Source organism: Flavobacterium pectinovorum (genome assembly GCF_006438875.1).
GTDB lineage: Bacteria > Bacteroidota > Bacteroidia > Flavobacteriales > Flavobacteriaceae > Flavobacterium > Flavobacterium pectinovorum_A.
Map to the genome: position 1 here is coordinate 19,922 of NZ_RCZH01000025.1, position 24,517 is coordinate 44,438.

Sequence of the window (24,517 nt, forward strand, 5' to 3'; positions counted from 1 at the left end):
AAGGTACAATAGCCGTGTTTATATGAAGTGATTTAATACAAATTCTTTAAACCAATTCGGAAAATCTTCTTCATTTATATGAAGTTTTAGTGATTTGCCATCATTTATTTCAGCAATTAAAATGAGTCTTTCACCTGAATTATCAAAGAGATAGCTTTTATTTGAAATTTCTATTGCTGGAAATAAATTATTTAGAGTTCTTGTATATCTGTTTTTTATAATTTCACTGTCAACAGCATGTCCACCTTTCTGAACTCTGTTTTCAACACGAGAGATGTTTACTTCAGGATCATCTATGCATACAAAATACAAGTATGAAGTGTAGCCTAAAGAATTTGCTTCGGTGATATCTTCTAATTTTGAAACATGACTCATAACAGTTTCAAAGCAAAAGCCTTTATTCTCTTTAAGAAGTTTTTCTCTTAAAAAAGAGGAGATTAGTGAGCCTTCATAACTATTGGGATTCTTTGAAAGTGATAATATAAAGTTTTCTTTTATCTCAAGAGCTATTTGAAATCCTTTTTCGTTGGCAGTTTCTATTAAAGTTTTTGTGTTTTCTTTTTTGTAAAAACTTAGTAACTCTTCCTGAGATGATTTTATATCATAAGAATCTAAATCTATTAAACCTTTAGTTTTTAAAATCTTTTCCAGATAATCTGCATTTATAAAATGCCCTGTATTGTAATTTTTCGAAAATTCTTCAAAGAGAGTGCTTTTTCCAGAGCCGTTTGGTCCGGCAAATATTCTCAGTCTTTTTTTTATTTCCTGCATAAAACCATTCCTTTTTTCAAACCTTTCTCACTATCCTGTTTCTGCTGAAGATCTCGAAGTATTTTAATTTCCCCGTTCGGAAGTTTTTCTATTATTTTTTTTCCTGAAATAGATTTTATAGTTAGTCCTAAAGCTTTAGATTCTCTAATGGCATAACTTGAACTTCTTGAAGCAGATTTTATTAGGATATCTGTTTCATTAGTATTGAGTTTTTCTTTATGTTGCTTTATAACAAATCGTACTATCTTACTTTTCATGACTTTCTAAAAACAAGTTTATTGTCAAATTTACGACTTTTATCTGATTTTCAACCTTACTAATCTAGGCCAATAAAGTTCATTTAATTCAGAAAAAATTTGCAATTTCAGGGACAAAGGTACAATTAAACAAGAAAAACGGTTATTGTTTTCAATTTTTATACCGCTAAAAATTTATTTATTACTTTTGGCCTTTAATTTTCAAAGCATGCAAAAAATAATTTCGTATCCCATATCCGTAATTTACTATTTGTTTTTTAGTTCGGTTTTATTGGTGTTTCATCCAATACAGTGGTTTTGCCTAAATGTTTTTGGCTACCAGGCGCACAAAGTAAGTGTTGATTATTTGAATTTTTTCCTTTTAAGATGTACAAATCTGATAGGAACGACCTATAAAATTGAAAACAGAGAGCGTATTCCAACCGGAGTTCCAATAATTTTTGTTTCAAACCACCAAAGCATGTACGATATTATCACAATGATTTGGTATTTTAGACGATTTCATTGTAAATTTGTAAGTAAGAAGGAGTTAGGAAAAGGAATTCCGAGTGTATCGTATAATTTACGTCACGGAGGATCTGTACTAATTGACCGTAAAGACCCTAAACAAGCGATTCCGGTAATCAAAGGCTTGTCTGAATATATAGAAAAAAACAATAGAGCTGCAGTTATTTTTCCTGAAGGAACAAGAAGTAAAACAGGAAAACCGAAAGAATTTGCTCAAAGTGGTTTAAAAATCCTATGCAAATATGCACCTTCGGCATATGTTGTGCCTGTGAGTATTAATAATTCATGGAAAATGGTAAAATATGGTCTTTTCCCGGTAACCTTAGGAAATCGTCTTACCTTTACCGTTCATGAACCAATGGCAGTAAAGGATTATGATTTTGCCGAGTTAATGAGATTAACAGAAAAGGCTGTTGTAGAAGGAGTAAACGAGTATAAATAGATTTTTGATTCAGAAAATATCTGAAATAGAAATCCCAATCTTAAATAAGTAATGTCTATAAAAAACATTAGATTAGAAGTAATGCAGTTTTTAGAAAAAAACGTGGATAGCTTCGTAGAACAGTATTTAATTCCAGTGGAAAAAATTTGGCAGCCGTCAGACTTTTTGCCTAATTCTGAAGGAGATAACTTCTTTGAGGAGGTAAGAGAGTTACGTGAAATTGCTAAAGAATTACCATATGATTTCTGGGTAACGCTTGTTGGTGACACTATAACTGAGGAAGCTCTACCAACTTATGAGTCGTGGTTAATGGATGTAGAAGGTATAAATCAGATCGAAAATGGTGGAAACGGCTGGTCTAAATGGATTCGTCAATGGACCGGAGAAGAAAACCGCCACGGTGATTTACTAAATAAATACTTGTATTTGTCCGGTCGTGTGAACATGCGTGAAATCGAAATGACAACACAGCATTTAATCAACGACGGTTTTGATATTGGAACTGGATCTGACCCATACAAAAACTTTGTATATACGAGTTTCCAGGAATTAGCAACTTATGTTTCGCACAATAGAGTAGCCCAAATGGCTAAGAAGTTTGGTGATAACAAATTGTCTAAAATGTGTAAAATGATTGCAGGTGACGAAATGCGTCATCATCATGCGTATAGCGAATTTGTTACCCGTATTTTTGCAGTTGATCCTAGTGAAATGATGTTGGCGTTTCAATACATGATGAAACAAAAAATCGTTATGCCGGCACATTTCTTAAGAGAATCCGGTCAAAAGATCAGTTCTGCTTTCGAACAATTTTCTGATTCTGCACAACGTATTGGGGTTTACACTGCAAACGATTATGTAGATATCATGCAAAAATTAATTGATAAATGGGAAATTGACAAAATTTCAAATTTAACGGATGAAGCTGAAAAAGCACGTGATTACCTAATGAAATTGCCAGGACGTATGGCAAGAATCTCTGAGAGAATTGTAATTCCGCAAGAATCACACATCTTTAAATGGGTAGAACCGGCTAGATTGTAAAATTTTAGATTTCTGACTTTAGATTTTAGATTATTCTAATGCTAATTTTAGATTGAAATTGTAAATATATTTGTTGATTGTTAGAGTTTTCAAGCTTTGACAATCAACATTTTTTATTCAATCAACATTTTCGAAAGAGCAAATTAAAAATAATCTGTGCAAAACCCGTCTAATCCGCGTCATCTGCGTGTCATTATCATCACAAGAAAATACAACTATGAATAATTCAGATTTAATAAATAAAACAATAGCTTTCGTAAAAGAAAAACTAAGCGATGCCGAAGGCGGACACGATTGGTTTCATATCGAACGCGTTTATAAAAATGCACTTTTAATAGCAAAAGATACAGATTGCGATTTGGTTGTAGTACAATTAGGAGCTTTGCTTCATGATATTGCCGACAGTAAATTTCATAACGGAGACGAAACTATCGGACCAAAAACTGCACGTTTGTTTCTGGAATCAGAGCATGTTTCTGCAGCTATTATTCAGCATGTGGTTAATATCATCGAAAACATCTCATATAAAGGCGGAAATTTCGAAAAGAAGTTTTCTTCTGTAGAATTAGACATCGTTCAGGATGCGGATCGTTTAGACGCAATCGGGGCGATTGGAGTAGCAAGAGCGTTCAATTATGGCGGATTTAAAAATCGTGCCTTATATGATCCGGAAATTGCTCCAATAACCAATATGACAAAAGAAGAATACAAAAAGAATTACGCACCAACGATAAATCATTTCTACGAAAAGCTTTTACTCTTAAAAGACAAAATGAATACCGAAACCGGAAAACAAATTGCTGCTGAAAGACATAAGTTTATGGAATTATTTTTGGCTCAGTTCTATGCAGAGTGGGAAGGAGTGAAGTAAGTATTCAGTCTCAGTATTCAGTCTCAGTTTTCGGTCTCAGTTTTCAGTCTCTTGATTACTGAAAACTGCGACTGCGACTGAAAACTGAAAACTGAAAACTGAGACTGAATACTTTCTAAAGCGAGTTGATAAACGCTAATAAATCATCGCGATCTGTTTTTGATAGTTTTTTATATTTGTCTTTTGCATTTTGGGCTTCTCCTCCGTGCCATAAAATTGCTTCTTCGACATTTCTGGCTCTTCCGTCGTGCATCAGGTTGGTATGTTTGTTGACCGTTTGTATCAGGCCAATTCCCCATAAAGGCTGCGTTCTCCACTCAGATCCTGTTGCTTTAAAATCGGTTGCATTATCAGATAAACCTTCTCCCATATCGTGTAACAGTAAATCTGTGTAAGGACGAATAGTTTGGTTGCGAAGTGATGTTATAGAATGTGTATTTCCGGTTAGAATCTTCGGAATATGACAACCGGTACAATTGATGGTTTCAAAAGTCTTTTTACCTTTAAGTACATTCTGATCCGTATAGTTTCTGCGAGCCGGAACCGCCAATGTTTGCGCATACAAAGCCATTCGGTTTAAGTTAATTTCTGAAATTTCCGGAGTTCCGCCATTTGGGATTTTTGTTAAATCAACTCCAAAAGGCCCGCTTTCATTAGGAAATAAAGTAGAAGTAATTCCCATATCGCCGGACAATGCGCCAGCAATTTGCTGACGTACATTTGGCTGATTTGCTTTCCATCCAAAACGCCCCATTTGAGTTGTATTGGTTGCAAAATCATGAACATAATTTGGTCTTCCCGAAATACCATCTTTGTTAGAATCGTTTTCATCGGCGAAGCCTAAAATAGTATTTTCAGGAATTGCCTCTAATAATCCCAAACCAATAATTTGATTGGCAATTCTTGGAGATATATGAACATTTGCCAATGCTCCATAACCTAAATTAGTAACACTATAAGTTGGTTTTTGTAAAGTAACAACAGTTCCATCTGCGAGAGTTTCTGAAATTTGCTGATAAATAATTCTAAATTCCCCTTCAGGAGTTTGTCCCAGAATTGAATTGTCCTGTAATTGTCCGCCATAAACAGGATCCGGAAATGCAAGTCCGTTTGCATCTTGTCCATCCATCGAAAAACGTAAAAGAAGACCTTTACCTAATTCTCCGTCTGTTGCCGGTGGTCTTCCTCGTCCATCTTTAAAATGACAGCTTGAACAAGAGATAGCATTAAAAAACGGTCCTAAACCATCTCGTGCAGTAGTTGAAGACGGTGCTGAAATCCAAGTCTGCCTGAAAAAAGAATTTCCTACTCCAAAATCTGTTTGTTCATCTAAATTTAAAGATGTTATAGAAAAACCAAAAGCTTCTTCACTAACATTAAAAACGGTCGCATCTCCTCCCGAAAATTGTTCGCGATCTTCAGCCGTTAACGGAGTATATTTATCATCGTCATTATTACTACAGCTATAGAAGTTAAGACTCAGAATAACAAGAAAATAAGTGGTAAAATTCTTCATGATATAATGCTAAAAAAGTGCTCCCGAAAAGGAACACTTTTTGTTTAATTGTTTTCTTGTTTTTTGCTTAACCGTTTACAGTTATTTTAATTTTTGTAGCTCCTTTTAGTAAAGTAGCACCAAAGTTTAATAATTGTTGCACAGCAGTTTTTACTTTAGCACCTTCAGGAGAATCCGGTCCGCCAGAAATAGCTAAGTCAAACGGAATCGAAATTGCTGCCACTTTTGCAGTAGCAGAATTCAATGAAGTTAAAGTCTCATCATAAGTGGCAACATCAGCTTGCTTTACTAAATCTTCTAAAGAAGGCCCTTCAACATTTTCATATTTTCCTTGGTAAACGTTGATTACACCTTGTAAATTTAAAGCAATATCTCTGTGAGTATTATCACTAAAACAAGAATGTTCGTCTTCTTGATCCGCATTTTCCAATGCAACTTCCATACGCTCGATTGGTAATTCAGCAGTAACAAGAGTCGTTATTCCAAGATAAATGTTTTTGATTGCAATATCTTCTGGCATAGCAAGGAAAGCATTTCTATAAGAACCACCGGATTTCCATTGTTGCACTAAACTATTTAAATCATCGATCAATATACTAGCACAAGCTTTTAAGTAATCTGCTCTACGACCTTGATTTGTAGCAGTTCCAGTTGCTCCATTTACATAATCAGTATAAGGTCTTTGTCCAGGCAATTTTGCAGATGGAGCAGTCAAATCTTGTCCCCACAATAAAAATTCAATCGCGTGATATCCAACACTAATGTTTTTTTCAGGATTGCTTCCTCCAGAATTTGCTTCAATTAAAACCGTTTTGCTGATAGTAGGAAATTCAGTTAAACTATTTATTATTCCTGCATTTGCAGCACCATCAACATAATCAATATAATTTTCATCTAAAGGCCAGGAATTCATATATGCTTCTGGTCCATCTAAGGCCTCATTGTCAATTGGTCCGTTTGCAAAACGAAAAGCTTCCGTAGTACCGTAACTTTCTCTTGATGTTTTCCAAGCCGTTTTTGCCGCTGTGAAATTTGCATTAGTAGGAGTTGTTGTAAATGTTTTGATAGCAGTTTCTAAAAGTACTGCATCATCATATGCCTGTTTGTAGTTAGCATAAACAATGTTCGTGTAGTTTTCGATAACTTGTTTTTTTGTAACAACAGCTTTAGAGTCGTTATTATCATTACTGCTGCAAGCAAAAAAAGTTAGTCCTGCAAATAGTGCAAAAGCAACTTTTGGATATAGGTTTTTCATATTTCGGTTTATTTAGAACAATTAAATTTAGGCAAATGTAAATAATTCTTACATCCCTCCAAATTTTATTTAGAATAAATATGCTTAAGTTAATTGCGCTTTTGTATTTTTGTCGAAATATTCAACAAAATGAAAAAAATAATTTTCCTTTTAGGTTTAGTTGTTACTATAATTGCTTGCTCGTCAGGTGATAATAGTGGAGAGAATTCAGGTGGAAAAAATTATGATCGTGCCGCTCTTTTAACTAATTGGGCAGACAATATAATTATCCCTAGTTATGAAAATTATCAGACAAAATTGGCAACATTGTCAACAGACGCTGCAAATTTTACAGCTACACCTACAACCGCAGCTTTACAAACTCTGAGAACAAGTTGGTACGAAGCTTATAAAGCATATCAATATGTTGCGATTTATGGTTTTGGAAAAGCTTCGGATATTAACCTGAAAGAAATTGCAAATACTTTTCCAACAAGTACAACAGGTATTGAAGATAATATTACATCAGGAACTTATAATCTTAGCCTGCAAGCACAATATGCCAAACAAGGTTTTCCCGCGTTGGACTATTTACTAAATGGTTTAGGTGCCGATGATACAACAATTGTGACATTTTATACCACAAATGCAAAATCAGCAAATTATAGAAAATATCTGGTTGATGTAACCGGAAAACTTAAAACTACTATCGATACAGTTGTTACAGATTGGAAATCGGGAGGTTATAGAGCTGCATATATTGCTAATACAGGAACTTCTGTAAGTGGAGCGGTAAATGTAACGGCTAATAGTTTTGTCAAGAATTTAGAGAAAGACATTCGGACGCTAAAGATGGGTATTCCGGCAGGTGTAGATTCAGAAGGAGTTAAATTCCCTGAAAAAACGGAAGCTTTGTATAAAGGAAATGTTTCAACAGAATTGCTTAATATCTCCATAAAAGCATCTCAGGATTTCTTTAACGGAAAATACTTTAACGCAACAACAACAGGTGTAAGTTTAAAAACATACTTAGATTTTGTAAATGCTGCTCCTGACGGAAAAAAATTAAGCGACATAATCAACACACAATATGCGGCAGTTTTTACTGCAAATAATAATTTGAACGCGAGCCTTACCGATCAGATTAATACAGATAACACTAAAGTTATTACAGCATATAAAGCTTTACAGCAAGCTGTAGGTTTTACAAAACTGAATATGCTGCAAGCGCTCAACATAACAATTGATTATGTAGATGGCGATGGAGATTAATAATGAAAAATAACATTATAAAATATTTAGAAACGAATACTCATGCCGCAACGCTAGCTTTTTTTAGGCTGGCGTTTGGTTTTATGATGACCCTTAGTTTGGTTCGTTTTATGAGTTACAATTGGGTAGAAAAGTTTTATATCGAACCAGTTTTTCATTTTACATATTATGGTTTCGGATGGGTAAAGCCTTTCGGGACGCCCACTTACCTGCTTTTTGTGCTTGCCTTAGTCTCATCAGTTGCAGTTGCTATAGGTTATCGATACAAAGTTGCATCAACGATTTTCTTTCTAAGTTTTACTTATATCGAGCTAATGGATAAGACGACCTATCTTAACCATTATTATTTTATTTCGGTGGTAAGTTTCGTTCTGATTTTTCTGCCGGCAAATGCTTATTTTTCTGTTGATGGGTATCGAAATCCTAAAATAGTCTTTCAAAAGATTCCGCGTTGGACAACTGATATTTTAAAACTGCTTTTAGGAATCGTATATTTTTATGCAGGTTTGGCAAAGATCAATTCCGATTGGCTTTTCAAAGCAATGCCTCTTAAAATTTGGCTTCCAACAAATCATACTCTTCCCTTAATTGGTGGTTTTTTAAATGAAAACTGGGTTCATTTTGCCTTTAGCTGGAGCGGAATGATTTATGACTTAAGCATTCCTTTTTTGTTGCTTTACAAACGAACACGAACATTTGCCTTTGTTTTGGTTGTCGTTTTTCATTTAATGACCAAAATCCTATTCCCAATTGGCGTTTTTCCTTATGTAATGATCGTAAGTTCGTTGCTGTTTTTTGAAAGTGATTTTCATAAAAAATGCCTGAACTATATCGCCGGACTTTTTCGTTTTAGTTTAGAGGTATTTGAAAATGGAAAAGAAAAAGTAATAACATTTACAGGACTTTATAAAGCTAAAATGGCAATTTTGGTTTGTTTTTTAATTTTTCAATTGACATTTCCGTTTCGCTATTTATTTTATCCCGGAGAATTATTCTGGACCGAAGAAGGTTTTCGCTTTTCATGGCGTGTCATGTTGATGGAAAAAGCTGGTTATACCGAATTTACCGTTAAAGACAGTAAAACCAAAAAACAGATAAAAGTAAATAACGGTTATTTTTTGACTGCTTTTCAGGAAAAACAAATGGCATTTCAGCCGGATTTCATTTTAGAATACGCCCATTTTTTACACGATTATTATCAACAACAAGGCTTTAACGATCCCGAAGTTCACGTAGAAAGCTACGTCGCACTCAACGGACGATTGAGCAAACTTTATATAGACCAAAACATTAACCTCGCAAAAGAAAATGAATCATTCGATCACAAAACCTGGATTTTACCTTTCAATGATGAAATTAAAGGATTTTAGCTTTATTATATTTTTACTTTTTTCATTAAATGCCATTTCTCAAACTCATGTTTCAGGAGTTTTGGTGGGAGAATCCGGCGAAAAATTATCCTATGTTGAGGTTTATAATAAATCAAACGGAAGTAAAAGTACCACCAATAAAGAAGGTGCTTTTGATGTTGTTGTTGCCAATTCCGGAACATACACTTTTGTTTTTTATAAAGATGATTACTCCGTTTTAGAGCAGGAAATTACAGCTCCAAGCTCTGGTTTGGTGATTACTTTAAGTAAAATTACCAATTTGTCTGAAGTTGTTGTGAAGAACGAAAGAGACAAAGTTTTTGCGCTTAATAAATTAAAGGATATTGAAGAAACGGCGATTTATGCCGGTAAAAAAACAGAAGTAATTAAGGTCGATAAACTTACGGCGAATAAAGCAGCAAATAATCCGCGTCAAATTTATGCGCAAATTGTAGGTTTGACCATTAACGAAAGTTCAGACGGAGGTTTACAATTGAGTGTTGGAGGTCGTGGATTAGATCCCAATCGAAGTGCAAATTTTAATATACGTCAGAACGATTACGATATAAGTGCCGATGTTTTGGGTTACCCCGAAAGTTATTACGCAACACCGGCAGAAGCTCTGGACGAAATTCAGATTGTTCGTGGAGCCGCTTCTTTGCAATACGGAACGCAATTTGGAGGTTTAATTAATTTTAAAATCAAAAGCCCAAGTACAAAACCAATCGAACTTGTGGAGCGTAATACGATTGGTTCGTATGGTTTGTATACCAATTTTACGAGTTTAAGCGGCACAAAAGGAAAATTTAGTTACTATACTTTTTTTAATTATAAACGAGGAGATGGCTTTCGCCCGAATTCCGGTTTTCATAGTACAAACTTCTTTGCAAACTTAAACTATCAGTTTACGGAGAAAACCTCTGTACATTTTGATTATACGCGTTTTGATTATGTAGCGCAGCAAGCAGGTGGATTAACAGATCAGATGTTTGAGCAAGATCCTACGCAAAGTAACAGAACCCGAAATTGGTTTGCCGTAAACTGGAACTTATTTGCTTTACGTTTCAAACATCATTTTGACAACGATGCTGATTTCTCATTACAATTATTCGGTTTAGACGCAAGTCGAAAAACAGTTGGATTCAGACCAAATCGAGTTGAATTAGCAGATCCGGGTGGTGCACGTGATTTGATTTTGGGAGATTTTGTCAATTGGGGAGCAGAAGCCCGTTATTTGAAAAAGTACAATATTAACGGAAATTCAAATGCTTTCCTGATTGGAGCTAAATATTATCAGGCGCAAAATACGGGAATTCAAGGTCCGGGAAGTTCAGGAAGTGATGCTAATTTTAATTTGGCTACAGCCGAATTTCCGCAAAACCCAAATCAATCCGATTATAAATATCCGAATTTGAATATTTCTGTTTTTGGAGAAAACATTTTCAAAGTAGCTGAAAAATTCTCAATTACACCGGGATTTAGATATGAGAATATAAAAACGCAAGCGAACGGAAGTTATAGAAAAATTAATTTTGACGGCGCCGGAAATATTATTTTAGATAAAACTGTTGCCGAAAACAATGTTAGAAAACGTGATTTCTTTTTGTTTGGAGTTGGTTTAAGTTACAAACCAAAAAACGGAATTGAATTTTACGGAAACATTTCGCAAAACTATCGTTCTGTAACCTATAGTGATTTAAGAACAGTTTATTCGAGTTATGCGATTTCAGCCGATATTACAGATGAAAAAGGTTTCACTTCAGATGTTGGGATTCGAGGTCAGATAAACGATAAAATCAGGTTTGATTCAAGTATTTATGCTTTGTATTACAATGATAAAATTGGAGATTATTGGACGAAAAATGCCGATGGGGTTCCAACTATGTTGAGAGATAATATTGGAACCGCCATTACATATGGTTTTGAAACCATGATCGATTGGAGTTTAAGCAAAACTTTCTTTGAAGCAAATCCTAATTTAATCTGGAATGTATTCTCAAATGTGGCAATTACAGATTCTGATTATTTAAAATCACAAGCTACAGGTGTTAAGGGTAATAAAGTAGAATTTGTTCCGCTTTTTAATATCAAAACAGGAACAGGAATTGGATACAAGAATTTCATGTCAAGTATTCAGCTTACTTATGTTACATCGCAATTTACCGATGCAACCAATCAGGTGGTTAGTACAAACTCAATAAGTGCTGGGATTTCAGGTAAAATCCCAACGTATTATGTAGCAGATTTCTCATCTTCATACAAATGGAAAAACTGGAAATTAGAAGCCGGAGTTACCAATTTTACAGATAATAAATATTTCACAAGACGTGCAACAGGTTATCCGGGTCCCGGAATTATTCCGTCAGATGCGAGAACTTTCTATACAACTCTGGAGTTTATATTCTAAGGAGCTTTCTGTAAAAATATCATTCGACTTCGTTCCGGAAGACAAATTCATAATAGTTGAGATTTGTCAGACTGAATGAAGTCGGAGTTTTTATACCTAAATGAAAGCTGATTTTTCGAAAATTCAGAAGTTGATCTTAATTTATTGCTTTCCCATAAAGAAATAAATAATTATTGACGCAGAAAAAAAGCCTATCATAAACCATAATAAGCGTGATACTCTGTTGTCGCGGATTATCTCAATTTTTTCGAATTTTGGCATTTTACTTTGATTTTAAAAATTTCTCAAAATTACATGGAATGTAAGAGTTAGAACGCCAGTAAAAGCCATTTTTACACCAAAACAGGACAAAGGTTCTTTTGTAAAGTTTCAGAGGAACGATTTGTTTTGTAGCAACGTCCCGAAGCTTAATGTTATTTAAGGTAAGCTTTTAAAAAATAAAATTATTGCAGATCAAATCCGTTTTTATCCGCGTTTTTACGAAGTAAATCTGTTTTATCCGCGTCAAAATTAGACGCTGATTTTACTGATTCGCTAAAGCGAAAACGCTGATAAAAACGGATTTTTCTAATTAGTTTTTTGATTAAACTGTTAAGTAATTTTATAGATTTCCCCGTAATTTAATGACATTGCCCGAAACTTCGGGATTAATCCGTCCAAAGTCAAAGATTTTGAATATAAAAACCTTTGCAACTTTGCACCTCTTTTAAGAACACCCACAATTTCCATCACCGCAATCCTTTTTCTTTTTAGATTTCCAAAAGAATTTCTTGATCAAAAAACCAACGGCAATAAGTAAAATGGCAAAAGCTATAATTTCTTGTATCATGGCGGTTTATTTTAAAAGTTGATAGGCAAGCAGAGCCACTACATAAGCTAATCCGCTCATAAGAACGAGTTGCAAGGCAGGCCATTTCCACGTATTGGTTTCTTTTTTGGTAATCGCAAGCGTACTTGCACATTGCATGGCGAAAGCATAAAAAAGCAGTAACGAAATTCCGGAGGCAAAATTGAAGATCTTTTGACCTGTCTGCGGATTTATTTCTTCCTGCATTTTGCTTTTTATAGTAGCTTCATTATCACTATTTCCAACACTATAAATGGTTGCTAAAGTTCCCACAAATACTTCGCGGGCAGCAAAAGAACTTATAATTGCAATTCCAATTTTCCAGTCGTAACCCAAAGGTGCAATGGCAGGTTCGATTACACGACCCATAATCCCAATGTAAGAGTTCTCTAGTTTTTGAGAAGCAACTTCGTTGTCGAATTCTACTTCAGTCAAAGATTTGTCTGCAAATCTTTCTTTTACAATAGTTTCAGCTTCATTAAAGTTTTCGCCAGGACCGAATGAAGCAAGAAACCATAGAATAACCGATATTGCTAAGATGATTTTTCCGGCTCCAACAACAAATGCTTTTGTTTTTTCAACGACATTAATTCCAACATTTTTGAAAAGAGGCATTTTATAGCTTGGCATTTCAACAACGAAATAAGTTTTGGAGCTTATTTTTAGTATTTTATTTAAGATATAAGCCGAAAGAATCGCAGTTCCAAAACCTAATAAATACAATAGCATCAATGCTAATCCTTGCATATTTAATATTCCAAAAAGGCGTTCATCCGGTATGACCAAAGAGATTATAATAGTATAAACAGGTAATCTTGCAGAACAGGTAGTAAACGGAGTTACCAGAATAGTGATTAAACGTTCTTTCCAGTTTTCAATATTTCTTGTTGCCATAATTGCCGGAATTGCACAGGCAGTTCCTGAAATCAAAGGCACAACGCTTTTTCCGGAAAGTCCGAACTTGCGCATGATTTTATCCATCAAAAATACAACGCGGCTCATATAACCACTTTCTTCCAATATCGAAATAAACAAAAACAAGAAGGCAATTTGCGGAATGAAAATAATAACCCCGCCAATTCCCGGAATGATTCCTTGCGAAAGTAAATCGGTTAGAATTCCACTTGGGAGTTCCTGTGCAGTCCAACTGCTCAAAGAAGCAAAAGTGCTGTCGATGAAATCCATAGGAATAGTTGACCAGCTAAAAATCGATTGGAAAATCAAAAACAAAATAGCTAAGAAAATTACATAACCCCAAACTTTATGTGTCAAAACACGATCTAGTTTGGCTCTGATATCTTTTGCCATCGATTCATCAACTTGTAAACCTTGTTTTAAAACATCATTTATAAACTGGTAACGTTTGATGGTTTCCTTTTGCTGTAAACGTTTTAATTCGGAATGCGACTTCGTGAAAGTGCTTCTGATTTCATTTCGTTCTAAATTCAAAAAGTTCACATCTTGCGTAATCACCAACCACAATTTATACAAAAGTTGATTTGGAAAAGCATGTTGTAACTTTTTAAAATACTCAGCGTCAATAACCGAAGCATTCAAACATGGTTCGTGCGGAATGGTTTTATAAGAAACGATTAGCTCTTTCAATTCATCAATTCCTAAACCTTTACGAGAACTTACTAAAGCAATTTTGGTTTTTAGCTTTTCTTCCAAATAAGGAATATCAAGCGTAATCCCTTTGCTTTCCATACGATCTGACATATTTATGACTAAAATCGTCGGAATTTCAAGGTCTTTTATCTGAGTGTAAATCAGTAGATTTCGTTTCAGATTTTCGACATCTGTTACAACTACCGCGACATCAGGATATAATTTATCGTTTTTATTCAGCAGAAGCTCGATTACAACACTTTCGTCCATAGAACTTGCATTCAAGCTATAAGTTCCGGGTAAATCCAGAATATTAGCTTTAATGTTGTGTGGCAATTTGCAGAAACCCATTTTCTTCTCAACTGTAATTCCGGGATAATTCCCCACTTGTTGATTCAGTCCTGTAAGCTGATTAAAAACAGAAGTTTTTCCAGTATTTGGATTCCCAATAAGGGCAACATTGATATTTTGAATGCTCATTACAAATTGGTTTTGATAAGTTCAACTTCAATTTCACGAGCAGTTTCAACGCGAATGGCTACATGCGAGCCATTAATATCCAAATATAACGGATCTCCAAAAGGAGCAATTTGAAGTAATTCGACTAAGTTGCCCGGCAAACATCCCATCTCTAGTAATTTTAAAGGAATCAAATCGATATCAAAATCTTTGATAATGGCTTTCTCGCCTTTTTTTAAGTTATGGATAGTATTTCGCAAAGCTTATTTAGATTGAATTTAGATTGCAAAAGTAGGCAATTATTCTATATTACAAGGTATTTAACACTTTTGTAAATGCTAAATCTTTCTAAAAATAAAGGATTTTACTCTTGACACAAGAAATTGATGTCTTCAATCAGACGTTGAATTTCTTCTTTATTTGTTCCGTCATAAAAACCACGAACGCGTCTTTTTTGATCTACTAAAACAAAATTTTCTGTATGAACCATATCATATAGCTGATCTGGTCGACCTAATTTTACGGCGAGATAAGATTTTCTTGCCATAGTATAAATTTCTTTTTTATCTCCGGTAACCAAATTCCATTTGCTATCAACAACATGATGTTTTATGGCATATTCTTTAAGGACCGGAATACTGTCAACCTCAGGAAAAACGGTATGAGAAAGTAACATTACTTTTGGGTTATTCAAAATTGCTTTTTGAACATCTTCAAGATTGGTTGTCATTTTTGGACAAATAGATCCGCAAGTTGTAAAGAAAAAGTCAGCAACATAAATCTTTCTTTCGTAGTTTTTCTGAGTAATGGTATCACCGTTTTGGTTTACAAACTTAAAATCGGCAATAGTATGATATTTGCTTTTATATTGAATAGTACTGTCAACCAATTCAGGATTTACATCAGCAGGATTGTAAATTGGCAACGTTTTTTGTGGCTTTAAAGCCGAATAAAATAAGGAAATAGTAACAGCTGAAAATACAATTAGAACAATAAAGAATTTTCGATATTTATATAGGAAGGATTTCATAAGTGCAATTTGTGCCGCAAAAATACGAAAAGCACATTTTAAAAGCCGTAGTTATAACACTTTTTAACAGATTAGGGAATTAGAGTTTTTGCCACGAATTTCACGAATTAACACCAATCAGGTTGGCAATAAATTAAATTTCTCGAATTTTTTTTTAATTGAGTTTATTTTCAAAATACAAATAGAAAGAATTCGTGAAGATTCGTGAAATTCGTGGCAAAAGAATCATTTCAATTTAGATTTCCGAATCGACTTATTTACCAAATATAATCCCATTAAAGTAACGGCAACCCCAATAACAATAGATTGTGTAAGAGGTTCTCCGAAGATAAAAAACGCTAAAACAATAGCTACAATTGGATTCATATAAGCATAAATACTGCTGACTTCTGTTGGAAGATGCTGCAACGTATAAATAAAAGCCACAAAAGTCAGGATTGAACCAATAATTACCAGATACCCAATTGCCCACCAGGATGTTAATGGAATTTCGGATAAGGAAATGTTCATTCCGGCAGCTTCAGTAATTCCGAAAAGGATAAAACTCGAAAGTAACATCTGTAATCCCAAACTAAAATACGGATTGAAACTTGCTGCTTTTTTCTTGGTATGTAAAATTCCAAAAGCCCATGTAATAGTCGAAGCTACAGAAAGGAAAATACCAAATTGAAAGTCAGGTCGCAGGAAATCACCAAGATGATCCGCAAAAATAATACAGATTCCGCCAAAGCAGATTAAAAGTCCCGTAACCGCCAATTTTGCAATACGCTCGCCTTTAAAGAAACAAATGATAACAATCCAGATTGGGAAGATGGCACCAATTATGGCTCCCAATCCTGAGCTGATATATTTTACACCCCAAGTGCTTAAACCATTACTGCAGCAAAAATTCAAAATTGCCAAAATCAGAATCGTGCGCCATTGTTTGCCCTTTGGCCAAGGTTCTTTCTTGATGATAAAATAACCCACGTACATGATTCCGCCCAGAAACTGACGAATCGTTGCCAGTTGCAAAGCTGGCATATGTTTCACACCTTCTTTGGAGGCCAACCAGGTTGTTCCCCAAAAAAAGCTCACCCAAAATAAAGCCAGAATCGGAAGTCCGATTGCTTCCACTTTTCCCGAAAAGGCAGTTTGTATCCTAGTTCTCACGTTGTTATTTTTATTTAGACAAATATTCTAAAAACAAATCCAATTAAACAGGAAAACGCTCAGTTATATTCATGAAAATATTAGTTGGTTTAGATGATGTATTTTCATTAAAAAAGGCAAGATATTATTGCGGGATTTTAACACTTTTTTTCGAATATTAACAATAAGTTTGTATGTACACAAAAATCACACTCGAAAATGAACAAACAGCTTACTAAACCTTTGTTTTGTGCTTTTTCTGCAATACTTTCATTTACTGCAGTTCAAGCTCAGAGCACAGCTCCAAAAGAGCCAGGGATTAATGTTTCGTATATGAATACGAAAATTAGCCCAAGCCAGGATTTTTTCCAATACGTAAACGGAACCTGGTTAGATAAAACTGAAATTCCAAGTGACAGAACAACTTGGGGAAGTTTTAATGAATTAATCAAAAAAACAGACAAAGATGCGATGGCAATTTTGAAGGATGCTTCAAAAAACCCAAAGTATAAGTCAAACACCGATCAGGGTAAGGCTGTGAACTTATTCAACACTGTTTTAGACACAATTGGAAGAAACAAAAGAGGAGTTGCGCCGCTTCAGCCGTATTTAAAGAAAATCGATGCAATTAAAAATGTAGCAGATCTTCAAAAATATTTGGTTGAGATGGAGCCTGAAGGAGGAAATGACTTTTTTGGAATTTATATTGGTGCCGATGATAAAAACAGTTCTAAGAACTCTGTAGCTTTAGGCGTAAGCAGATTAGGATTGTCTGATAAAGATTATTACAATTCAGACGATAAAGATTCTAAAGAAAAACGTGCAAAATATGAGCTTCATGTAGCAAGAATGATGCAGTTTATTGGAGAAACTCCAGCTAAAGCAAAACAAAGTGCTGCCGAAATTTTAGCTTTAGAAACTACATTATCAGCTCCAAGACTGGATCGTGTTGAGAGCAGAGACAGTCGTTTGCAATATAACCCAATGACAATTGCTGATCTTCAAAAGTTAACTCCGGCAATTAAATGGGATGCCTATTTTACAGGTCTTGGTCTGGTAAAACTGGATAGCGTTATTGTAACAGAACCACGTTACATGAAAGCAGTTCAAACTGTTTTTACGGAGAACAAAGTTGCACAATGGAAAGAATACTTGAAATGGACTTTGTTAAACAGATCGACATCACAATTAACAACAGATATCGAAGCTGCAAATTTTGACTTTTACAGCAAAACTTTAAGAGGAGCAATTAAGCAATTACCTCGCGAAGAAAGTGCTTTGTCTGTTGTAAATCGTGGTATTGGAGAAGCTCTTGGTAAATTGTATGTAGAGAAAGTATTTCCTGCTGAAGCAAAAACAAAAGCGCTGGATATGATTCACAATGTGATTTTGGCATACAAAAATCGTATTAATAATTTAACGTGGATGTCTGATGCGACAAAAGTGAAAGCAATCGAGAAATTAAATAAAATTACCATTAAAGTTGGGTATCCTGATAAATGGAAAGATTATTCGGCTCTTGAAATTAAAAGTGTTACTGAAGGCGGAAGTTATTTTGAGAACCTAAGAAATTTATCAAAATGGACTTTTAAGGAAGATATCGAGAAATTGAAAAAACCGGTTGATAAGACAGAGTGGGGAATGTCACCACAAACTGTAAACGCTTATTACAACCCATCTTACAACGAAATTGTTTTCCCTGCGGCGATTTTACAATCTCCATTTTATAATTATCAAGCGGATGAAGCTGTAAATTATGGTGGAATTGGCGCTGTAATCGGACATGAGATTTCACATGGTTTTGATGATTCCGGAGCACGTTACAATGCTGAAGGAAATCTTGTTGACTGGTGGACTGCTGATGACTTGAAACAATTTACAGCTTTAGGAACTGCTCTTGCAGATCAATACAGTGCTTTAGAGCCTTTACCTGGAATTCACGTAGATGGTAAATTTACTTTAGGTGAAAACATTGGTGACTTAGGTGGTATAAATGCTGCATTCGATGGTTTGCAATTGTACTTAAAAGCACACGGAAGACCTGGTTTAATTGACGGATTTACACCTGAGCAACGTTTCTTTATTTCCTGGGCTACGGTTTGGAGAACTAAATCAAGAGACGAAGCGATTAAGAATCAGGTAAAAACAGATCCGCATTCTCCTGGAATGTACAGAGCTTATGTTCCAATTCAGAATGTTGATGCGTTTTACGATGCTTTCGGAATTAAAGCCGGAGATAAAATGTATATAAGTCCAGACAAACGAGTTAAGATCTGGTAATCTTTAAATTATAAAAAAACGGCGCTAATTTTAGCGCCGTTTTTTGTTTTAGTTTCATCATAATCTTTCCAATCAATTAGTTAAAATTTGTAACATAAATTTTAAATGAATACTAATATATTTGTATATACTAAACACTATAAATAAAATGATAAAACAGCTTAACAAATCTGTGTTTTGTGCATTTTCAGCAATGCTTTGTTGCGTAACTATAGAGGCGCAAAATGCAAAACCTAAAGAACCGGGTATCAATCTTTCTAATATGGATACCAAAGTTAGTCCGGGACAGGATTTTTTCCGTTACGTAAATGGAACCTGGCTAGACAAAACTGAAATTCCGAGTGATAGAAATTCATGGGGAAGTTTTAATGAATTACGTCAGAAGACTGACAACGATGCACTTGCAATTTTAAAAGAAGCATCAAAAGATCCAAAATATAAGTCGAATACAGATCAGGGTAAAGCAATTGCTTTGTTCAATACTATTATGGATACTATTGGGCGTAATAAAAGCGGTGTAACGCCACTTCAGCCTTATCTAAAAAAAATTGATGCGATTAAAAACGTAACCGATTTACAAAATTTCTTTGTCGAAATGCAGCCTCAGGGAGGTATTGGCTTTTTTGGAGTTTATGTGGGAGCTGATGCAAAAAACAGTAACAAAAACTCGGTTAACTTAAGTCCGGGAAGTTTAGGATTATCGGATAAAGATTATTACAACTCTGATGATAAAGATTCAAAGGAAAAACGTGAAAAATATGAAGTACACGTTGCCAGAATGATGCAGTTTATTGGTGAATCTTCTGCCAAAGCAAAAGAAAGTGCTAAACAGATTCTAGCTTTAGAAATTGAATTATCCGCTCCAAGATTAGACCGTGTTGAGCGCAGAGATCGCAGAAAACAATACAATCCAACTGCTGTTGCTGATTTAAAAAAGAATACACCTTCAATTCAATGGGATAAATATTTCACCGGAATTGGAATGTCAAAATTAGATACAGTAAATGTAGCGCAGCCAAGATATATGATCGCTTTAGAAAAAACATTTTCTGAGAAGAAAGTAGAAGCTTGGAAAGAATATCTAAAATGGTCTTTATTAAACAAATCAGCTTCAATTTTGTCGACTGATATAGAAAATGCTAATTTCGATTTCTACGGAAAAACATTAACAGGTGCGTTAAAACAACGTCCGCGTGAAGAAGTAGCTTTACAAGTAATCAACGGTGCAACCGGAGAAGCTTTAGGAAAATTGTATGTAGAAAAGTTATTTCCTGCTGAAGCAAAAGAAAAAGCAAAGAATATGATTGCTAATGTAATGTTAGCTTACGAAAACAGAATCAATGCGCTGGCTTGGATGTCTACAGAAACAAAAGCAAAAGCAATCGAGAAGTTGAAGAAACTAACCATTAAAATTGGATATCCTGATAAATGGAAAGATTATTCGGCTTTAGAACTTAAAAATGTTACTGAAGGCGGAACTTATTTTGATAATTCAAGAAGTATAGCAAAATGGGCTTATGCCGAAAACTTAGCGAAATTGGGTAAACCGGTTGATAAAACAGAATGGGGAATGTCACCACAAACTGTAAACGCTTATTTCAATCCATCTTATAACGAGATTGTTTTTCCTGCAGCAATTTTGCAACCTCCTTTCTACAATTACCAAGCTGATGAAGCGGTTAATTATGGTGGAATTGGTGCTGTAATCGGGCATGAGATTTCTCACGGATTTGATGATTCAGGTGCACGTTATAATGCAGATGGAAATCTTGTTGATTGGTGGACTGCTGATGATTTAAAACAATTTACAGCACTTGGAGCTGCTCTTGCGGCGCAATATAGTGCATTAGAGCCTTTACCGGGAATTCATGTTGATGGTAAATTTACTTTAGGTGAAAACATTGGCGATTTAGGCGGAATCAATGCTGCTTACGATGGATTACAATTGTATTTGAAAGCAAATGGAAACCCTGGTTTAATTGACGGATTCACACCAGAACAGCGTTTCTTTATTTCATGGGCTACCGTTTGGAGAACAAAATCAAGAGATGAAGCTATTAAAAGTCAGGTAAAAACAGATCCGCATTCACCGGGAATGTACAGAGCCGTTGTTCCAATTCAGAATGTTGATGCTTTTTATCAGGCTTTCGGAATCAAAAAAGGAGATGCAATGTATGTTGATCCGGAAAAGAGAGTTAAAATCTGGTAATTTTTTATTGTATGATATAAAAAGGGGCTTTCTCAAAAGATGAGAAAGCCCCTTTTTTATAAGAATGTAATGAAAACAAAGCTTTTCATTTTTTTACACCAGCTTATCATTCCGTAGGAATGTTTCATCGGTAGAAAAATAGTAGCCGGTCAAGTTTACGTTCCGTAGGAACGTTTGGAGTGTTAGATTGTTTAAAAAAATGATGACGTCAAAGCAAACGTTCCTACGGAACGTAAAACACCAATACTAATATAATTTTCTACAGATGATATGTTCCTAATGGAACAAGGAATATATAAAATAAAAGCGGCGCTAATCTTAGCGCCGTTTTTGTTTTATCTATTTATTGCAATGAAAATGTCAACTTCTGCATTTTCGGGATTTTGTGCTTTTTCGCCGTAAATTTCAAAATCAGATGTAAAATTTCTGTCCAGATCTGAATTCCAAATTTTCATCCATTCTTTATAAACAACGCCTTCAGAGAGGTTTCCTCTTGCGGTGAATTTCTTGTAATGAACGCCTTCGATAGTTTTACCCGTCATTTCTTCCGGAATTGAATCTAAACTTTCTACGGCACATCCCAAAATAGTTGTATAAGGTTTTGTATGATCTTTTTCGTAATCCGTATAAACGAAAATAACATCATTGCTTACTTTATTCGGAATCTTTTCAGCAATTCCTCCACCTATAAACTTCTTTAAAAGTGCAGGAATATCTTGTCCTGATTGTCCATTTTCGTTAGTTGTTCTAACGGAAATCCCGATAACGTTGAATTTTTGAATATTCATTTTACTTAAATTATTGATTTGAATCCAAATTTATAATATGGCGGTGACAACAGTATGTCAACAGTAAATCAAAAAAGATAATTTTAAGCACTATTTCAAATTGCTGTAAATATAAGTTTCAATAGCTTTCAGTTCCTCGTCAGACATTGCCTGCGTTACAGGGAAGTTGGTTTTCATAACCGCAAACTGACTTGGATCAACAATTGGATCTGCATTTCCTTTCAGGAACGTAACAATATCCCCTTTTTTGTCTTTATAGGTTTTTGCAATTTCCTGCAAACTTGGACCAATTACTTTTTGATCGACCTGATGACAGGAAATACAGTTTCCTTGCCCTTCAAATATTTCTTTACCTAAAGCTTCCGGTGTTTTGGCTTTCGCCGATTCTCCTTCTGAATAAGATTCTGTTTTGTTCTCTGTTGGATTTTCACTTGACTCTTTTTTGCAAGATGCAAATGCTAAAACGGCAGATAAGAATAATACTTTTTTCATTATTATTTGTTTAAAATTACAGCAGCCTCTTTTGCAAAGTAAGTCGAGATTATACTCGCACCCGCACGCTTAATGCAATATAGTTGCTCTATCATAATTTTGTCATGATCTAACCAGCCTCTTTCGGCCGCGGCCTTTACCATAGCGTACTCACCAGATACTTGGTAAACAGCAACCGGCACATGAACGGCATTTTTTACTTCGCGAACAATGTCTAAATATGCCATTCCGGGTTTTACCATTACTATATCTGCACCTTCTTCAACATCCAATAATGCTTCGCGAATTCCTTCAATTCGGTTCGCATAATCCATTTGATACGTCTTTTTGTCTTTCGGAATATTTTGAGAATCTACCGGAGCAGAATCCAAAGCATCACGAAATGGTCCGTAAAATGCCGAAGCATATTTGGCACTATAACTCATAATTCCAACATTGTGATGTCCGTTTTGTTCCAATGCTTTTCTGATTGCTAAAACTCTTCCATCCATCATGTCACTTGGCGCAACAAAATCAGCTCCGGCTTCAGCATGACTTAAACTCATTCGGGTTAAAGCATCAACAGTCGCATCATTGATCAATTGACCATTTTCGATAATTCCGTCATGACCATAAATTGAGTACGGATCTAAAGCTACATCCGGCATTACAATCATTTCAGGAACGGCATCTTTTATGGCACGAATAGTTTGTTGCATTAAACCATCTTTGTTCCAGGCTTCAACACCTTTATTATCTTTTAAGCTATCACTTACTTTTACATAAATATTAACCGCTTTGATTCCTAAATCCCAAGCTTCTTTTACTTCTTTAATGGTATTATCCAAAGAATGACGATAGATTCCCGGCATCGAAGGAATGGCAACTTTTACATCTTTTCCTTCCGCAACAAACATAGGAAGCATAAAATCCTGAGGACTTAAACTGGTTTCACGAACTAAAGAACGAATTGATTCATTGGTTCTTAAACGACGGTTTCTTTGTAATGGGAACATGATATTTTAAATTTTAGATTTTAGACTGTAGATTTTAGATGCTCTTAAAGTCTGTTTTTATATAATTGAATTAATTGTCTTATGTAATTGAAGCGGTGTAAATCTCTCTAATTGTTTTACTTAGTTTCGTGTTAAACTCTTCATCAGACTGATTGGCAAAAAGTCCTTCAGATAATGCTCTGGAGAAACTGGCAATCAAACCGTGATTTTGCGAAAGTTTATTATTAGCTTCATCTTGTGGATATCCACCGGACAATGCAACAACACGCACAACATGTGGATCGGACATTAGTTCGCTATAAAAGTCATTCACAGTTGGAATAGACAATTTCAGCATCACTTTTACATCTTTATCTAGTAAACTAAGTTGTTTCTTGATTTCTTCTTTCAGAATTTCTTCTGATTTTTCTTTGTCTGCACTATAAATATCGACTTCAGGTTCAATTATTGGCACAAGTCCTTTTGCAAAGATTTGTAAACCAACAGCAAATTGTTGTTCAACAACCAGGCGAATTCCGTCGGCATTTGCTTCTTTAATAACAGAACGCATTTTAGTTCCAAAAACATTTCGTTCTACAGCTCGTGTTAACAATTCATCTAAACCGGAAATGGGTTTCATAATTTGCACACCATTTACAAGGTCAGCAAGTCCTTTGTCTACTTTCAAAAAAGGAACAATATTTTTCTTTTCCCACAAATAATCAGCAGTCCATTGTCCGTCAATTTTGCGATCCATTGTGTTTTCAAACAAGATTGCGCCCAGAATATATTCGCTGTCAAATGCAGGGCTTTTAATAATGCGCGTCCTCATCTCATGCACAAGTGTGTACATTTCTTCTTCATTCGAATAACTGCTTTCCTGTACGCCGTATTGTGCCAGCGCTTTTGGGGTACTTCCGCCGCTTTGGTCTAATGCGGCGATAAATCCTTTTCCGGAATGCATTTGGTTTAATTTTGCCGTGTTAATCTCTCTCTTTTCCATAATAT

21 protein-coding genes are annotated in these 24,517 nt (G+C 34.9%); 8 read left to right on the forward strand and 13 right to left on the reverse strand.

The annotated features are described in order from the left end of the window. Nucleotides 1-18 precede the first annotated feature (18 nt). A complete protein-coding gene (locus tag EAH81_RS25205) occupies nucleotides 19-771 on the reverse strand; it encodes a hypothetical protein (RefSeq protein ID WP_140511759.1) in 753 nt (250 codons plus the stop codon). Further along, on the reverse strand, nucleotides 759-1,028 hold the full coding sequence (locus tag EAH81_RS25210; protein WP_140511760.1) for a hypothetical protein: 270 nt from the start codon (nucleotides 1,026-1,028) through the stop codon (nucleotides 759-761). Before EAH81_RS25210 ends, EAH81_RS25205 begins: the two co-directional genes overlap by 13 nt. Nucleotides 1,029-1,236: 208 nt before the next feature. Between EAH81_RS25210 and EAH81_RS25215 the strand changes: the two genes are divergently transcribed. From EAH81_RS25215 to EAH81_RS25225, 3 genes are all read left to right on the forward strand, one after another. Then, nucleotides 1,237-1,977, forward strand: a complete 741-nt coding sequence (locus tag EAH81_RS25215; protein WP_140511761.1) for a lysophospholipid acyltransferase family protein — start codon at nucleotides 1,237-1,239, stop codon at nucleotides 1,975-1,977. A gap of 51 nt (nucleotides 1,978-2,028) precedes the next feature. Further along, nucleotides 2,029-3,021, forward strand: a complete 993-nt coding sequence (locus EAH81_RS25220; protein ID WP_140511762.1) for an acyl-ACP desaturase — start codon at nucleotides 2,029-2,031, stop codon at nucleotides 3,019-3,021. Nucleotides 3,022-3,238: 217 nt separating this feature from the next. Continuing rightward, nucleotides 3,239-3,892, forward strand: a complete 654-nt coding sequence (locus EAH81_RS25225; protein WP_140511763.1) for an HD domain-containing protein — start codon at nucleotides 3,239-3,241, stop codon at nucleotides 3,890-3,892. A 115-nt stretch (nucleotides 3,893-4,007) separates the two neighbouring features. Here EAH81_RS25225 and EAH81_RS25230 read toward each other — a convergent pair whose 3' ends face one another. Both EAH81_RS25230 and EAH81_RS25235 read right to left on the reverse strand, forming a co-directional pair. After that, the gene (locus EAH81_RS25230; protein ID WP_140511764.1) at nucleotides 4,008-5,408 is read right to left on the reverse strand and encodes a di-heme oxidoredictase family protein; all 1,401 of its coding nucleotides are present in this window, start codon (nucleotides 5,406-5,408) and stop codon (nucleotides 4,008-4,010) included. Nucleotides 5,409-5,475: 67 nt separating this feature from the next. Next, nucleotides 5,476-6,663, reverse strand: a complete 1,188-nt coding sequence (locus tag EAH81_RS25235; protein WP_140511765.1) for an imelysin family protein — start codon at nucleotides 6,661-6,663, stop codon at nucleotides 5,476-5,478. 129 nt (nucleotides 6,664-6,792) lie between these two features. On the opposite strand from EAH81_RS25235, the gene EAH81_RS25240 reads away from it, so the two are divergent. From EAH81_RS25240 to EAH81_RS25250, 3 genes are read left to right on the forward strand one after another with little or no spacing between them, the layout of a single operon-like run. Further along, nucleotides 6,793-7,914 (forward strand): imelysin family protein, encoded by a 1,122-nt coding sequence (locus EAH81_RS25240; protein WP_140511766.1) that lies wholly within the window; start codon nucleotides 6,793-6,795, stop codon nucleotides 7,912-7,914. 2 nt (nucleotides 7,915-7,916) lie between these two features. Continuing rightward, on the forward strand, nucleotides 7,917-9,284 hold the full coding sequence (locus EAH81_RS25245; RefSeq protein WP_140511767.1) for an HTTM domain-containing protein: 1,368 nt from the start codon (nucleotides 7,917-7,919) through the stop codon (nucleotides 9,282-9,284). Beyond that, entirely contained in the window at nucleotides 9,223-11,691 is a 2,469-nt protein-coding gene (locus EAH81_RS25250; protein WP_317130511.1) for a TonB-dependent receptor domain-containing protein, read from the forward strand. Before EAH81_RS25245 ends, EAH81_RS25250 begins: the two co-directional genes overlap by 62 nt. A 706-nt stretch (nucleotides 11,692-12,397) precedes the next feature. Here EAH81_RS25250 and EAH81_RS25255 read toward each other — a convergent pair. The 5 genes from EAH81_RS25255 to EAH81_RS25275 form a co-directional block, all read right to left on the reverse strand. Further along, a complete protein-coding gene (locus EAH81_RS25255; protein WP_082421244.1) occupies nucleotides 12,398-12,520 on the reverse strand; it encodes a FeoB-associated Cys-rich membrane protein in 123 nt (40 codons plus the stop codon). 6 nt (nucleotides 12,521-12,526) lie between these two features. Next, nucleotides 12,527-14,626, reverse strand: a complete 2,100-nt coding sequence (feoB, locus tag EAH81_RS25260) for a ferrous iron transport protein B (protein WP_140511768.1) — start codon at nucleotides 14,624-14,626, stop codon at nucleotides 12,527-12,529. Further along, complete coding sequence (locus tag EAH81_RS25265) at nucleotides 14,626-14,865, reverse strand: ferrous iron transport protein A (protein WP_140511769.1); 240 nt, start codon at nucleotides 14,863-14,865, stop codon at nucleotides 14,626-14,628. The genes feoB and EAH81_RS25265 overlap by 1 nt, the downstream gene beginning before the upstream one ends. A 104-nt stretch (nucleotides 14,866-14,969) precedes the next feature. Continuing rightward, nucleotides 14,970-15,635, reverse strand: a complete 666-nt coding sequence (locus EAH81_RS25270) for an SCO family protein (RefSeq protein WP_140511770.1) — start codon at nucleotides 15,633-15,635, stop codon at nucleotides 14,970-14,972. Nucleotides 15,636-15,860: 225 nt separating this feature from the next. Next, nucleotides 15,861-16,787 (reverse strand): DMT family transporter, encoded by a 927-nt coding sequence (locus tag EAH81_RS25275; protein ID WP_140511771.1) that lies wholly within the window; start codon nucleotides 16,785-16,787, stop codon nucleotides 15,861-15,863. A gap of 198 nt (nucleotides 16,788-16,985) precedes the next feature. Between EAH81_RS25275 and EAH81_RS25280 the strand changes: the two genes are divergently transcribed. Further along, a complete protein-coding gene (locus tag EAH81_RS25280; protein WP_140511772.1) occupies nucleotides 16,986-19,046 on the forward strand; it encodes a M13 family metallopeptidase in 2,061 nt (686 codons plus the stop codon). 148 nt (nucleotides 19,047-19,194) lie between these two features. Then, nucleotides 19,195-21,255 (forward strand): M13 family metallopeptidase, encoded by a 2,061-nt coding sequence (locus EAH81_RS25285; protein WP_140511773.1) that lies wholly within the window; start codon nucleotides 19,195-19,197, stop codon nucleotides 21,253-21,255. A 335-nt stretch (nucleotides 21,256-21,590) separates the two neighbouring features. Here EAH81_RS25285 and EAH81_RS25290 read toward each other — a convergent pair whose 3' ends face one another. The 4 genes from EAH81_RS25290 to EAH81_RS25305 all read right to left on the reverse strand — a co-directional run bounded on the left by EAH81_RS25290 (nucleotide 21,591) and on the right by EAH81_RS25305 (nucleotide 24,512). Further along, a complete protein-coding gene (locus tag EAH81_RS25290; protein ID WP_140511774.1) occupies nucleotides 21,591-22,043 on the reverse strand; it encodes a GyrI-like domain-containing protein in 453 nt (150 codons plus the stop codon). 90 nt (nucleotides 22,044-22,133) lie between these two features. After that, complete coding sequence (locus tag EAH81_RS25295) at nucleotides 22,134-22,535, reverse strand: c-type cytochrome (RefSeq protein WP_140511775.1); 402 nt, start codon at nucleotides 22,533-22,535, stop codon at nucleotides 22,134-22,136. Between the two features lie 2 nt (nucleotides 22,536-22,537). Next, nucleotides 22,538-23,530, reverse strand: coding sequence for a porphobilinogen synthase (gene hemB, locus EAH81_RS25300; protein WP_140511776.1), 993 nt, complete (start codon nucleotides 23,528-23,530; stop codon nucleotides 22,538-22,540). A gap of 79 nt (nucleotides 23,531-23,609) precedes the next feature. Continuing rightward, complete coding sequence (locus EAH81_RS25305) at nucleotides 23,610-24,512, reverse strand: fructose bisphosphate aldolase (RefSeq protein ID WP_241676658.1); 903 nt, start codon at nucleotides 24,510-24,512, stop codon at nucleotides 23,610-23,612. Between the last annotated feature and the right edge of the window lie 5 nt (nucleotides 24,513-24,517).

Bases quoted from the DNA above. Each gene is read 5' to 3' on its own strand.
- EAH81_RS25215 (WP_140511761.1), top strand. From the start codon at position 1,237: ATGCAAAAAATAATTTCGTATCCCATATCCGTAATTTACTATTTGTTT.
- EAH81_RS25255 (WP_082421244.1), bottom strand. From the start codon at position 12,520: ATGATACAAGAAATTATAGCTTTTGCCATTTTACTTATTGCCGTTGGT.
- EAH81_RS25250 (WP_317130511.1), top strand. From the start codon at position 9,223: ATGAATCATTCGATCACAAAACCTGGATTTTACCTTTCAATGATGAAA.
- EAH81_RS25245 (WP_140511767.1), top strand. From the start codon at position 7,917: ATGAAAAATAACATTATAAAATATTTAGAAACGAATACTCATGCCGCA.
- EAH81_RS25295 (WP_140511775.1), bottom strand. From the start codon at position 22,535: ATGAAAAAAGTATTATTCTTATCTGCCGTTTTAGCATTTGCATCTTGC.
- EAH81_RS25305 (WP_241676658.1), bottom strand. From the start codon at position 24,512: ATGGAAAAGAGAGAGATTAACACGGCAAAATTAAACCAAATGCATTCC.
- EAH81_RS25240 (WP_140511766.1), top strand. From the start codon at position 6,793: ATGAAAAAAATAATTTTCCTTTTAGGTTTAGTTGTTACTATAATTGCT.
- EAH81_RS25210 (WP_140511760.1), bottom strand. From the start codon at position 1,028: ATGAAAAGTAAGATAGTACGATTTGTTATAAAGCAACATAAAGAAAAA.
- EAH81_RS25280 (WP_140511772.1), top strand. From the start codon at position 16,986: ATGAACAAACAGCTTACTAAACCTTTGTTTTGTGCTTTTTCTGCAATA.
- EAH81_RS25270 (WP_140511770.1), bottom strand. From the start codon at position 15,635: ATGAAATCCTTCCTATATAAATATCGAAAATTCTTTATTGTTCTAATT.
- EAH81_RS25205 (WP_140511759.1), bottom strand. From the start codon at position 771: ATGCAGGAAATAAAAAAAAGACTGAGAATATTTGCCGGACCAAACGGC.
- EAH81_RS25285 (WP_140511773.1), top strand. From the start codon at position 19,195: ATGATAAAACAGCTTAACAAATCTGTGTTTTGTGCATTTTCAGCAATG.
- EAH81_RS25220 (WP_140511762.1), top strand. From the start codon at position 2,029: ATGTCTATAAAAAACATTAGATTAGAAGTAATGCAGTTTTTAGAAAAA.
- feoB (WP_140511768.1), bottom strand. From the start codon at position 14,626: ATGAGCATTCAAAATATCAATGTTGCCCTTATTGGGAATCCAAATACT.
- hemB (WP_140511776.1), bottom strand. From the start codon at position 23,530: ATGTTCCCATTACAAAGAAACCGTCGTTTAAGAACCAATGAATCAATT.
- EAH81_RS25290 (WP_140511774.1), bottom strand. From the start codon at position 22,043: ATGAATATTCAAAAATTCAACGTTATCGGGATTTCCGTTAGAACAACT.
- EAH81_RS25235 (WP_140511765.1), bottom strand. From the start codon at position 6,663: ATGAAAAACCTATATCCAAAAGTTGCTTTTGCACTATTTGCAGGACTA.
- EAH81_RS25225 (WP_140511763.1), top strand. From the start codon at position 3,239: ATGAATAATTCAGATTTAATAAATAAAACAATAGCTTTCGTAAAAGAA.
- EAH81_RS25230 (WP_140511764.1), bottom strand. From the start codon at position 5,408: ATGAAGAATTTTACCACTTATTTTCTTGTTATTCTGAGTCTTAACTTC.